Annotated in this window: 12 protein-coding genes; 6 read left to right on the top strand and 6 right to left on the bottom strand. The window is 60.8% G+C overall.

Features of this window, described 5'->3' with window-relative positions; genetic code table 11:
* Positions 1-81: 81 nt before the first annotated feature.
* From narH to C453_RS11245, 6 genes are read right to left on the bottom strand one after another with little or no spacing between them, the layout of a single operon-like run.
* Positions 82-1,146, bottom strand: coding sequence for a nitrate reductase subunit beta (narH, locus tag C453_RS11220; protein WP_008324613.1), 1,065 nt, complete (start codon positions 1,144-1,146; stop codon positions 82-84).
* Positions 1,143-4,091 (bottom strand): nitrate reductase subunit alpha, encoded by a 2,949-nt coding sequence (locus C453_RS11225; protein ID WP_008324614.1) that lies wholly within the window; start codon positions 4,089-4,091, stop codon positions 1,143-1,145. Before C453_RS11225 ends, narH begins: the two co-directional genes overlap by 4 nt.
* Positions 4,088-4,300 carry a hypothetical protein gene (locus C453_RS11230; RefSeq protein ID WP_008324615.1) on the bottom strand — a complete coding sequence of 71 codons (213 nt, stop codon included), beginning with the start codon at positions 4,298-4,300 and terminating at the stop codon, positions 4,088-4,090. The genes C453_RS11225 and C453_RS11230 overlap by 4 nt, the downstream gene beginning before the upstream one ends.
* The gene (locus C453_RS11235; protein WP_008324616.1) at positions 4,293-5,807 is read right to left on the bottom strand and encodes a cytochrome b; all 1,515 of its coding nucleotides are present in this window, start codon (positions 5,805-5,807) and stop codon (positions 4,293-4,295) included. Before C453_RS11235 ends, C453_RS11230 begins: the two co-directional genes overlap by 8 nt.
* Positions 5,807-6,469 carry a QcrA and Rieske domain-containing protein gene (locus tag C453_RS11240; protein ID WP_008324617.1) on the bottom strand — a complete coding sequence of 221 codons (663 nt, stop codon included), beginning with the start codon at positions 6,467-6,469 and terminating at the stop codon, positions 5,807-5,809. The genes C453_RS11235 and C453_RS11240 overlap by 1 nt, the downstream gene beginning before the upstream one ends.
* Positions 6,469-7,044: a hypothetical protein gene (locus tag C453_RS11245; RefSeq protein ID WP_008324618.1), complete on the bottom strand. Its 576-nt coding sequence runs from the start codon at positions 7,042-7,044 to the stop codon at positions 6,469-6,471. The genes C453_RS11240 and C453_RS11245 overlap by 1 nt, the downstream gene beginning before the upstream one ends.
* 289 nt (positions 7,045-7,333) lie before the next feature.
* Here C453_RS11245 and C453_RS11250 point away from each other — a divergent pair, with 289 nt between their 5' ends.
* The 6 genes from C453_RS11250 (at position 7,334) to C453_RS11270 (ending at position 12,496) form a co-directional block, all read left to right on the top strand.
* Positions 7,334-7,969, top strand: a complete 636-nt coding sequence (locus tag C453_RS11250) for a helix-turn-helix domain-containing protein (protein ID WP_008324619.1) — start codon at positions 7,334-7,336, stop codon at positions 7,967-7,969.
* Positions 7,970-8,074: 105 nt separating this feature from the next.
* Positions 8,075-8,236, top strand: coding sequence for a DUF7560 family zinc ribbon protein (locus C453_RS21120; RefSeq protein ID WP_449404890.1), 162 nt, complete (start codon positions 8,075-8,077; stop codon positions 8,234-8,236).
* 291 nt (positions 8,237-8,527) lie between these two features.
* Entirely contained in the window at positions 8,528-10,000 is a 1,473-nt protein-coding gene (locus C453_RS11255) for a sodium-dependent transporter (RefSeq protein WP_083881597.1), read from the top strand.
* Between the two features lies 1 nt (position 10,001).
* Positions 10,002-10,322 carry an outer membrane protein assembly factor BamD gene (locus tag C453_RS11260; RefSeq protein ID WP_008324621.1) on the top strand — a complete coding sequence of 107 codons (321 nt, stop codon included), beginning with the start codon at positions 10,002-10,004 and terminating at the stop codon, positions 10,320-10,322.
* A gap of 366 nt (positions 10,323-10,688) precedes the next feature.
* The gene (locus C453_RS11265) at positions 10,689-11,705 is read left to right on the top strand and encodes a proline racemase family protein (protein WP_008324622.1); all 1,017 of its coding nucleotides are present in this window, start codon (positions 10,689-10,691) and stop codon (positions 11,703-11,705) included.
* Between the two features lie 62 nt (positions 11,706-11,767).
* Positions 11,768-12,496 carry a helix-turn-helix domain-containing protein gene (locus tag C453_RS11270; RefSeq protein WP_008324623.1) on the top strand — a complete coding sequence of 243 codons (729 nt, stop codon included), beginning with the start codon at positions 11,768-11,770 and terminating at the stop codon, positions 12,494-12,496.
* Positions 12,497-12,569 lie beyond the last annotated feature (73 nt).

The following is a 12,569-nucleotide window of genomic DNA, read 5'->3' on the forward strand; positions in this document are numbered from 1 at the left end:
CTCAGCGAGCCCGATGAGATTTCGCTCTGCTCGCGGGCACAACCCGCTCGCATTTTTGAGCCGCGAAGCGGCTCACCTTGCTCAATCATCATCGAACACCTCCAAACGGTACTTCCGAGCCGGATTCGTGTCGGTCAGCATATCGAGCAGTTCGCTTTCGCCGCCGCGGTTGACTTTGTCGCGTTCCTTTTCGATGGTGTCGAGCGCGTCGTGCACTCGCTCGCCGAACAGTTCTTCGAGGTAGTTCCGCGGGATGCGCTCGACGTCCACCGATTCGCCGTCTTCTGAGTGCTGCGGCGGCGCGAACGGCGGGATGTAGTAGACGTTCGGCTGCGTCTGGTACTCCGGGTGCAGCGGCAGCGCGACCTCGTACTCGTTTACGAGCTTGTGAATCGGGCCTTCTTCGTCGTCGAGGAACCCGACGAGGCGGAGTTGCGGCGGGCAGTCCTCGGCACAGGCCGGTGCGAACGTCTCGCCGTCCGGGCCTTCCCCTTCGATACGGGGGTAACAGAAGATGCACTTCTCGGAGGTCTTCTGGGTCGCGTTGTAGTACACCTTCTTGTAGGGACACCCCTCGACGCAGTAGCGGTAGCCGCGGCAGCGTTCCTGGTCGATGAGGACGATACCATCCTCTTCGCGCTTGTAGATGGCCTTGCGCGGGCAGGCCTCCACACACGAGGGGTGCGTACAGTGGTTGCAGATGCGCGGGAGGTAGAAGTAATACGAGTTTGGGTACTCGCCAGCGCCGCGGTCTTCGTCCCAGTTCGGTCCCCATTCGGGGTCGCTGTCGGGACGGAGCGGCTGGTCGCTGCCGTTGTACATTATCTCCTCGTGGTTGAACTCCCACGCGTCGCCGTAGTCCTCTTGACTGGGTATCTCGCCGGGATTGCGCTCGTTGTGTTCGCTGGACTTCCAGCCACCGCCCGAGTCTTCCCAATCGCGTGGGTACCCCTTTCCGGGCTTGGTCTCGACGTTGTTCCAGTACATGTAGTCGCGGCCGCCGCCTTCGGTCCACAGCGACTTGCACGCGACCGTACACGTCTGACAGCCGATGCACTTGTTCAGGTCCATCACCATCGCGACCTGATGGTCGATACCCTCTGCGAGGTCGACCGGCTCGGTCGTGGTGTCTTCGTCGGTGCTCATTGGTCGTCACCTCCGGCTTTCCGCACGTCGACTCGGACGTCGCTGTTGACGCCTGTCGGCCCCCAGTAGTTGGGGAAGAAGTGCAGGTGCTCGCCCGAATCTTCGGGGTACTGCACCAACTGCGTCGGTTTCATGTACATCGGCACGAGCGAGTTGAAATTCGTGTCGTCCTCGAACTGGAATCGCTCCCAGGCGAAGTACATCCGGGCCGTGCCGCGCTGACTGCTCGGGTAGATTTTCGCCTGTAGCGTGACTTCCGCGAGGTCGTTGAACACCTCGACGGTGTCGCCGTCTTCGATACCGCGTTCTGCTGCGTCCTCCGGGTGGAGGTACAACACTGGCTCACCGCGCTGGAGGCGGAGCAGTTTCTCGTTGTCCCGCCACGTGGAGTGAATCGACCACCGGCCGTGGGGCGTGTTGTACTCCATGGGGTAGTCACCACCCGTGTTCTCCGGCCCCTCTTTGTGGGTCGGCAACTGCTCGCCGAGTTCGAGGAACCAGTCGTGGTCGATGTAGTACTGCTGTCTGCCCGTCGCGGTCGGCCACGGGTTCTTGTCTTGGACGAAGTCCTTCCACGGTGCGTAGGCCTCACCGTCTTCGATGTCTGAGGTCCAGTGCCCGCCCGCTTCGAGGAGTCGCTGGGGCTGTTCGACGGTGTCTGCGAACGTAATCTGCTCGTCGCTGTCTGCCGGATTCGTCTCCTCGGAGTGTTCGAGGATGTACTCGCAGGCGGCGCGGTCCTCAGCGAGCGCACCTTCTTCGCCGGTCTCCCAGTCGCGGACGAAGTCGTCGTAGATGGATTGGAGGTCGATTTCGCGGTCGAACTTCCTGTCTTGGATGGGTTCGACGCCGCGGTCGGTGGCGACTTCCTGAATCTTCGCGGCGAGTTCGCGGAAGATTTGCCAGTCGGTCTTCGACTCGCCCAGCGGTTCGACCGCGGGCGTGAAGGGATGCACGTAGGTGTGCATGTCCGTCATCGACAGGTCGTGTTTCTCGTAGTGGCTCGCCGTCGGCAACACGATGTCCGAGTACAGCGCCGTCGAGTCCATTCGGAAGTTGATGTCGACGACGAGGTCGAGTTTCGGCCAGAGTTGCTCTTCGACGGCGACGTTGCCCTTGGCCTGATTGAAGTAGTTGCCACGCCAGACGAACATCGTCGTCGGGTCGGGACGAGAGTCGTCGTCTCGCTCTTCAGGGTAGACGGGCATCCAGCCCTTGTCGATGGACTCCCGAATCTTGGCGGCCGTGTCGGGGTCGGTGTTGTCGAGGATGCCTGCGTGGTAGTAGGTCCACAGCGTCGTCGGCACGCCACGGACCTTCCCGGTCGGGAACGAGAGCGTCTTCCAGCCGTGGAACGTCCAAATCTTCTCTTGGCCGACGTAGTGGTCGAGGCCGGTCCCTTGCTCACCGAGGTTGCCGGTGAGGGTAACGAGCAACTGGAGCGCACGGTTCCCCAGGTCGTTGTGGTACCAGTCGTTGACGCCTTTTCCGTGGATAATCTTCGCCTTGTCTGCCTCCGCGAACTCGCGGGCGATTCGCTGGTAGGTCTCTTTGCCGACTTCGGTCACGTCGTGGACCGTTTCGGGGTCCCACGTCGCCAGTTCGTCTTTCAGTTCGGCCCAGACGGTCCGTACCTGGACGTTCCCGTCTTCGGTTCGAACCGTCGTCTCGGCGTCGAGTTGCGGGTCGAAGTCGAGTACGATGCTCTTCGAGTAGTCTTTCTGCCCGTCGCGTTCGCCGAGCGACCCCGGCGCTTCGCGCAGGCGTCCGTCCGAATCGAGCATGAGCATCATCCACTCGGGGCGGTCCGCGCTGGAGTTGACCGACGGAACCTCGCTGGCCCGGAGGAATTTTCCGGTGTCCTGCCGGACCAAAAGCGGCATGTCGGTCTGCTCTTTGAGGTGGGCCTCGTCGTACAATTCCTCGTCGACGATGGTCTGTGCCATCCCGAGCGCGAGCGCCGTGTCGCTCCCGGAGTCGGGACTGAGCCACTCGTCTGTGTGGATGGCCGTCTGGGAGTAGTCGGTGAAGATGCCGACGCGCTTGGTCCCGTTGTACCCTGATTCGAGGAAGTACTTCGCGTCCGGGATGCGCGTGACGTTGATGTTCGACCCCCACGCGATGATGTAATCGGAGTTGTACCAGTCGGCGCTCTCGGCGTTGTCGGTCTGGGTGCCCCACGTGATTGGCTGTCCCGGCGGCAGGTCGGAGTACCAGTCGTAGAACGAGTGGCTGACGCCGCCGAGCAGGTTGACGAGGCGAGAGCCGCTGGCGAACGATACCGGACTCATCGCCGGAATCGGCGTGAAGCCGCTGATGGCGTCGTAGCGACCGGCCTGCACCTCGTCGACGACGTGTTCGGCAATCTCGGTGAGGGCTTCGTCCCACGAGATGCGCTTCCACTTGCCTTCGCCGCGCTCGCCGACGCGCTTGAGCGGGTGTTTGATGCGCTCGTCGGCGTTGACGTAGTCGGTGTAACACGCGCCTTTCTGACAGCCGCGGGGGTTCGGGTCCGGAAGACTCTCGTCGAAGCGCGGGTAGTCACCGGACTGCTCTTCGCGCCAGACTTGGCCGTTTTTGACGTAGACGTTCCACGAGCAACTGCCGGTGCAGTTGACGCTGTGGGTCGACCGAGAGACCGAGTCCCAGTCCCACTCGTCTCGGTAGAGGTCTTCCCACTCGCGGTACGGGTAGTTGCCGATTGTGTCGTCTACTGGCTTCAGCCCGCCCATCTGGAACAGGCTGTCGTCGGACGCGGTCGAACTCCCGATGCCGAGCAGCGACGCGATGCCGATGCCTTCGAGGAAGTTCCGCCGGGAGACGAGCCCATCGCTGGATGCCGGGTCCCCGGGTGGGTCGCCGACCTCGGGGGCGTCGTTCGCCTGTTTGTCTGCTGCCGATTCGCCTGTCGTCTCACCGTCGTGGGATGCGTCGTTTCGACTCATTTCTCTATCTGAAGGAAGACTGTCGTCAGTGCCAGTGCCGCGCCGAGGAGTCCAACGGCCACTCCGAGGAGCGTGTCGCCACCCATGTCGAGTCCGAGGGCGACGAGTCCCACGCCGAGGAGCTTGCTCACACGGTCGAGGTGTCGGTACGTCCGCGCCGAGAGCTCGATGCCGCGCGTCGCGGTCACGCCCGTCTCGGCGTCAGTCATCGTCGACCTCCTCGGGGTGTGGCTTCGCCTGCGGCTGTTCGTCGCGCTCGCCCAGAACTCGGTACACCATCAGCCCAGACCCGAGTGGGACGACGAACAACGCGGCCGTCAGAATCGGGTTGATGACGCCCGTTCCGACGCCGAGGGCGCGTCCGAGCAGGTTGTTCATCCCCGCGATGGAGGTAATCATGATGAACTGGACGGCCGCGACGCCGACTGCCGTCTGCCACGGTCTGTCCAGTGGGTCCGCCGTGAAGTGGACCGACTCGTCGTGGTAGTCGACGAAGGGCCACACCGCGATGGCTCCGAACACCAGCGTCGGCAGCAGGACGCCGCCGACGAATTCGGTGGAGATGTGGATGTGAACGACCGGAATCGTGAAGCTCATCCACGAGGGCAGGAGCTTCAGGAGGCCGTAGACCCACATCAGGAACCAGTCCGGCATGATGAGTTCTGGCGTCCCGGCGGGGTTGTTCGGGCCGTACTCCGCGATGTTGTGAACCGGGAGGAACCCGGCGAGCGCCGAGAGCGTCGCGAGCGTCAGGAAGAAGACGACCGCGCTCACGGCCGTCTGGTTCGGGAATGCCGGGAGGCCGACGACGACGCTGTCGTCGTCTTTCGAGAGGACGGGTTCGGTTCCTCCGTCGGTTGTCGAGACGGCGGAGTCGGTACCGCCATCGCTCGTCGGTGCGATGGATTCGGTACCGCCGTCGCTTGCCGTGGCTCCCGCTTGCGACCCGTCGGCGCTCGGTGTGAGGCCCTGAACGTCTTCGTCACGGGGTGCTTCGGTGTGCTTCTGGCGGATGAGTATCGCCATGTGTATCGCTAGCAACACCCCGATTGCGATGGGGATGATGAGGACGTGGATGAAGTACAACCTCGGAATGGTCGCACTCGACGGGAACTCCCCACCGAAGAACGCTTTCCCGACGAGTCCACCCACGAGTGGTATCGAGGTTGCGAGGTTGTACCCGATTCCTGTCGCTGTCGCGGCGAACTCGTCGAACGGGAGGGCGTAGCCAGTGTAGGCTGCGCCCATCGAGAGTCCGGCGAGTGCGGTGCCAACGACCCAGTTCGGCTCGCGTGGGTTACGATACGCCCCGGTGAAGAACACCCTGAGCATATGCAACCCGATAGAGGCGACAAACAGGTGTGCCGCCCAGTGGTGCATCCGCCGGATGAACATCCCGAACGGGATGTCGTAGGTGATGTGCAGAACGCTCGCGAAGGCTTCCGGCACTTCTTCGCCCTGGAACTTCTCGACGCTTCCTTCGTACGTCACGTCGCTCGTGGATGGCTCGAAGAACATCCCGAGGAACATCCCCGTGAGCACGAGCAGTAGGAAGCAAAACAGCGCAACCTCGCCGAGGAGGAACGAGTCCTCCGCCGGGAACGCTTTGCCGAGGAACTGGCGTCCGGTGTCGAGGTCGAACCGGGTATCCATCCAGTGGTAGGCGCGGCTGCCTGCGTCGGCGGTCTGGTCGGCGAGGCGGTCGATTCGGGACATCACTCACCTCCCGGGCCGACAGGCCCGTTGAAGTCACCCGTTGCGATGAGATACCCCTCGCTGGAGACGGTAATTGGGAGCTGTGGAAGTCCCCGTGACGGCGGTCCGCCGACGACCGCAGCACCGTCGGTCGGGTCGAACTTCCCGAAGTGACAGGGACAGACGAGCGTCCCGTCTTCTTCGTCCGAGACCATACACCCCGCGTGCGTGCAGACCTTCGAGTAGGCTGTGTAGCCTGCGACCATGAACTCCTTTTTGACGGTGTCGCTGTAGGACCCCTCGGGGTGTCGTACGAGGAGCGTCGGCGCTTTCTCGATTCCCGGTCGTGGCTCGGGGAACACCGTCATCTTCTCGCCTTCCGCGAGGGCTGTCTCTTCGATTCGTTCGCCCTCGCCGTCTACGAGGTAGATGCCGTCTGAGTACACCGGTCCGGTGTACTCACGCTCGAACACGCGCGTCAGCCCGGCTAACGGTGCTGTGAGGCTTGCGACCGCAGTCAGGCCGCCGACGCTGGCGAGAAGCTTCGCGTAGTCGCGCCGAGCCAGCGACGCGCGGGTGTCGGTGAAGATACTCGGTCGATACTCGTCGTTCCCGTCGTCCGTACAGTCGGTACAGCAGCTATCACAGTCGCCAGATTCGGCTTCCAAGTCTGTCGATTTCATCAGTGTCCCCTCCGTTCTGCGACTTCGACGTGGGGGAGGAACCACGCGTAGTACGAAACGGTGAGTAGAGCCAGCGAGACGAACATCCCCATCGCGTAGACGCCGAAGTACTGCGTCCGCGCGAGGGTGAGATACTCGCCGGTGAACAACGCGGCGAAGACGATAGCGAGAATCGTCAGCCCGCCCATCGCCAGAATCCCCTCCATCGCGTCGGTGGCGTCGCGGTACTCGACGACCCAGCGGTCGTCAGTCCAGAACCACGGCAGGCCGACCTGTCCACCGTCGGCGACTGCCGTGTCGTCGCGGCGGGTACTTCTCACTGCGGAGTCCATGAACCGATGGACCGCAGTCAGGACGGCAACGAGGCCGAACAGCGCGACCCAGACGATGACGCCGACCTGACTCGGTGCGAGTTTCTCCGGCGTATCGACGATTTCCTGGAGCGGCCGCATCTCGGTGACGCTCTGGTCGATTTCGATTTGCTCGCTCGGCGGTTCGCCGTGCAATGCGACGTACCACATCGGCAGGAGCACGGCGATGACGAGGAGCAACACGACGATAGTCTCTCGTCTCACGGGTACTCACCCCGTCTCCTCCGCCGTCGGAAGTCGCTCCCGTCGGGTGTTTCCCCTCGGGCACCACGTTCAATTGTCACCGGGCTGGAGTATGACATACTTCGACTCATTCGAAGGTGACACGCGAGTCCGGTAACACCCCGACCATAAGGTGCGGGGTCTTTATACGGCTGACAGGTTCGTGCGACCTGCTCGTTCGGAGTGGATGACCGACGGACGGCGGACTCGAATTCCCACCCAGAAAGAATGGGCAAAGCACTTTTTCGAACCGACAGCGAACCGCTCAGATATGGACGCTGGGGTACACGGCGAGGTCGAAATCACCGACTCGTCGGCTTGCCACGTTACCGAGGCGTCGGGAGGGACCGACATCGAGTCTGTCTCGCGCTCTGCGGTGACCAGCGGTGACACTGTCGCAATCGATTTCACTGCGGACGCGGAGGCAGACATGACCGACGTCAACGAGGTGTTTCACCACGAGGAGCAGACGGTGTACCGACTCACCTACGAGACCGAGGCCTCTCCGGGGTGCGCATGCGAATTCATCGAGACGTCTGGGTGTCCTGTCCGCCACATCGAGGCTGAAAACGGTGCTATCATCCTCTCCTTTGTCGCGTCCGACCTCCAGCAACTGCGCGAAATCATCGTCGACCTCAAATCGGCGTTCGACGGCGTGTCGCTGCGGCGACTCACCCAGTCTGAGTGTCCCGATTCGGGGGCTTCGCTCGTGTTTATCGACCGCGATGCGCTCACCGCCCGACAGCAAGAAGTGTTAGAGACTGCCCATCGGATGGGCTACTTCGAACACCCACGAGAATCGAACGCGACCGAGGTGGCCGAGGCACTCGATATCAACCGTTCGACGTTCGCCGAGCACCTCTCGGCGGCCCAATCGAAGCTTCTCGGGACGATTCTCGACTGCTGAGTACGCCACCATCTCCGCCGCGTTCCCGCCGACCTATTTTATTTCCCACCCTATGATGGGGTGGACTAGTTGTACGAAGTCGTCAGTTTTGATGATGGGGCAATCGTGTCAGACGAATATATATTCGACTGCCCGGAGTGCAGCGTCGAGGTGGGTGTCGACGCCGGTATCAGGTCGAGAATCCTCGATGGTGGGTGTGTGTTGTGCGAGGCCTCGGTCGAAGCCGGGGACTTCACTCGGTTACGTCGGTCTAGAGACCATTCGTGAGTGACGGACAGGGCGGTTCCTATTGCCGGTGTATGACGTGCGAACGAGTGGGGTCCGTGGACGCAACGTACTATTGACCTCCTCCCGAACCTAATGGTACGCATAGGTTCTGCTGGTCCGCAATGGGCGGCTCTCTGGTTTTCTGCTACCTCCCATGTAGCAAATTTGGTGTGTACGGCTCTACCGTCACGCGATACCGTGACGTAGTATAGCGTACGAAATGAGGCTGAACCTCCCATGATAGGTGACCTACCTAATTAGACTCAATATCTTTATTTTGTTGTATTTACCATGACAGACACAGAGGCGAGAACAGCGAGAGAAGAGTGGGGAAGTCGGTTTGGTTTCCTGATGGCGATGCTCGGTGCCATGGTCGGTGCTGGGAACATCTGGCGGATGCCGTTCACCACGGGTGAAAACGGCGGTGGTGCGTTTCTCGTGGCGTACATTTTGTTGTTGTTCCTCATCGCTGTCCCCGGTCTAATGGCCGAGACGATGATTGGTCGCTACACGAGCAACGGGGTCATCGGGGCGTTTAAACAGGTGTTTCAGACGAAGCGGGCGCAAGGACTCGGACTCGTCGTGCTCGTCGTCAACGTGGCGCTGATGTCGTACTACTCTCCTATTATCGGCTGGGCGCTGTACTACGCGGGGAATTCGGTCCTCTTTACGTTCACTCAACCCGGCTTCCAGCCACAGGCATTTTGGGACGGATTCATCGCTAATCCGGGACTCGTCGTCGGAATGCACACCCTGACGATGGCTGGCATCGCAGGCGTCCTCGTCTTCGGAATTCGTCGCGGCATCGAACGCGTCGTAAAGTGGATGATTCCACTGCTCGTCGTTGCGCTCGTGGCTGTTGCCGTCCGCGGTGTCACGCTTCCGGGTGGCATGGAGGGCGTTGCGTTCGTCTTCACGCCGAAGTGGGAGTTCCTCACTCGCGGCAGCACGTGGGTCGCAGCACTCAGCCAAGCACTGTTCTCGACGGGACTCGGATGGGGCATCGCGCTCACATACGGGAGCTATCTCGGCCGGTACGACGACGTACCGCTCGGTGGTGGCTTGTTCACCGCCATCGGGAACACGAGTATCGGCCTGTTAGCCGTGTTTGCCACGTTCCCAGTGGTCTTCGCCTTCGGACTCGAACCGAGCGCAGGGTCCAACTTGCTTTTCATCTCTCTGGCGAAGGTGTTCCCCGAACTGCCCGGCGGCGGCCTGTGGGCACTCGTCTTCTTCGTCTCGTTCTTCTTCGCGACGTTCACGTCGGGCCTCGGTATCACCGAAGTCGGCGTGACAACCGTTTCCGAAGAGACGCAGTTCGACCGGACGAAGTCGGTGCTCGCGGTCTGTGGCGTGATTTGGCTTTTCGGTCTTCCAAGCGCATACTCCACGTCGTTCCTCGGACAGATGGACTTCATCTTCGGTAGTTTCGGGCTACCGCTCGCAACGCTCTCTATCATCGCGCTCGTCGCTTGGAAGTTCGGCCCAGAGCGCGCTCGTATCATCGACCTCAACCGCAATGCTGGCATCTACATCGGGTCGTGGTGGAACCCGGTCGTTAAGTACGTCATCCCCGCTGTGATGCTGTTCATTATCGGCTACGGTGTCGTGATAAGCATCGGAACGGAGAACCAGACGCTGATGCTCTTGGGTGTTGCAGTGATGGCTGCGCTCACTGTCGTGAGTACGGTCGTGATGAGCGTTGTCGGAAACGCACCCGAGAAGATCTCGGATACTGGCGTCTCCGTGAGTGGGGGTGACTGAGATGGCGCTTCCAACTGTCACGTGGATCTCGATGGCTATCGCCATCGTGGCGCTGCCTGGTGTTGCGAGCGTCGCGCTCGTCAAATCGCTGCGGTCTGAGGAGCGTAAACTGAGCCTTTTGAAAAAGCAAGACAAGGTCGACAGTTACTCGCCGCGCGCACTTGCGGAACTCCGCGACTGGGTGGAGGCCCACCCGAACGACCCGTACGCGCCAGTCGCCCGCGAGCGGTACAACGAGTGCGTCGAGACCCTTCGCGAGGTCGAAGAGCCGTATTACGACTGGTCTCCAGAGGAAATCGACCAACTAGACCGTCTCGACTAGACTACGGGTTGGCGACTCCACTTGCGACCGGTCACAGTCGGGCGTGACCGGCCTCTCTATTTTCGTCCCTGAGTGCTTACGATAGTCTGTCTGAGGGTTCCTTCGCGGTGCTTCGGGTTTCGGTGACGAATCTCGGTCCAAACCTCCCATAATAGGAGATCTGTCTAATGAAGCGCTATCCCTGAATTTTGTTGGACTTACTATGATATCTTCTGAAGTGCGCACGACGAGAAGCGAGTGGAAAAAGGCGATTTGGCTTCCTGATCGCGATACTGGGCACGCTGGCCGATGCGAAAGGCATCCGGCGGATGCCGTTTACATCGTGGTGGCTGGTCTGGTGGTCGATGACGATACGGTGGTATACGAATGAACTCAGAGATATCCATCGAAACGGTCGATACTCACACGGGGGGCGAACCCACTCGCATCGTGGTTGGCGGTCTCGACGAGTCCACGTTTGCTGGCGACAGTGTCCGAGAACAGAGAGACGCGTTCGCCGAAACACACGACTGGATTCGAAGACTGTTGATGAAAGAGCCACGCGGCCACGACAACATGTTCGGTGCCGTCTTGGTCGAGCCACGGCGCGACGATGCAGATGTGGGCGTCTTTTTCATGGACAGCGAGGGCTATTTGGATATGTGTGGGCACGGGACTATCGGTGTCGTGTCTGCCCTCGTCGAGTTGGGACGCCTCCCTGCCCTGGATTCGGTTCAGGTCGAAACTCCTGCTGGACTCGTCGAGGCGGCCCCGAAGTACAGCGAGGGAGGCGTCGAGACAGCCTACAGTGAGGGCGGTGTCGAAGGCGTCACCATCCAGAACGTGCAGTCGTTCGTTTACGACGAGACGACGGTGTCAGTCTCCGCCGCAGACTCGCCGATTCACGTCGATATCGTCTACTCGGGGAACTTCTTCGCGCTGGTCGATAGCGAGCAACTCGGACTTCCCGTGACCACCGAGTACACGAGCGACTTCGTCGAACGTGGTCTCGAAATCCGAGCGGCCGTCAACGACAAACTCGATATCACCAATCCGCTCACCGGCGAGTCCGGTGCGGTTTCTATCTCCGAGATATACGAGACGAACCCCGATGTGGATCGAAGTGTCGTCGTCTTCGGAGATGGACAAGTCGACCGTTCCCCGTGTGGAACCGGAACGTGTGCGAAAATGACGCTCTTACACCACGAAGGGTTGCTCGAAGTCGGCGAACCGTATCCCCACGAGAGTATCGTCGGCACGCGCTTCGAGGGGCGACTCGTCGATGTCAAAGAGCGCGACGGCGTCACGCTGACCACACCGACGATAACTGGAACTGCTCGAATCACGGGTAAACACACCTTCGTGAAAGACCCGAAAGATTCGATTACGGGCTTTAGCGTCTGACAACGACTACTGCCTCCCATGGGAGGCGGTCTTTATAACCTACTCGCTAGATATGATAGTCCATGTCCAAGGTTGGCACGCCCTCGGGTGGGTTCGCTGGCACGACTCGTCTCACGCTCAAAATTCGGCACCCGGACTGCTGGACACTCGAAGTAACGGAACAAACGAATGCCGGGATAGTCGCTCACACGGTGTACAACACACCTGGGAACACGGTGAAGGGCCATTTCACGGTGTACGCGGACAGAATTGAGGACATCGACGAATTCATCCAGGCTGCGAGGTCGTCCCGACTGACGGACTCCGTCTCGGAACTGAGCCCGCGACACGAGTTCGACAAGGACACTTCCAATATCGGCAATACGACCCGTGAACTGGTTGTCGAGTACGACCCGGCAAACAGCATGACCGACCTGCTTCTCGCACACGGCTTTGTCCACGACGCACCGGTTCGAGTCGACAATGGATGGGAGTACTGGCCCGTCATCGATACCGAGGGGCGAGAGCAACTCAAAGAACGAATCGACGCACTGGAAACAGAGGCGGACGCGGAAATCATCGTGACGAAGGTCACGTCTGTCGTGGACGCGAAGAACCACGTCAAACACCGCCAGGACAGGTTGTCGAACCGGCAACGCGAGGTGTTCGAACTTGCGTGTAAGCACAACTACTACGGCTGGCCGCGGGAGACCACCACGCGGGAGTTAGCGGAGGAGCTGGGCATCTCGAAAACGACGGTTCTCGAACACCTCCGAAAAGCGGAAGCGAAGCTTCTCGACCAGTATCAGTGACTCGTATGGGCGTCTGATATACGGCTGTGTAGTCCCTTGAGTTGGTTCGGGTCGGACGTTGTCGGTTGGTGGG

Source organism: Haloferax elongans ATCC BAA-1513, assembly GCF_000336755.1.
Classification (GTDB): domain Archaea; phylum Halobacteriota; class Halobacteria; order Halobacteriales; family Haloferacaceae; genus Haloferax; species Haloferax elongans.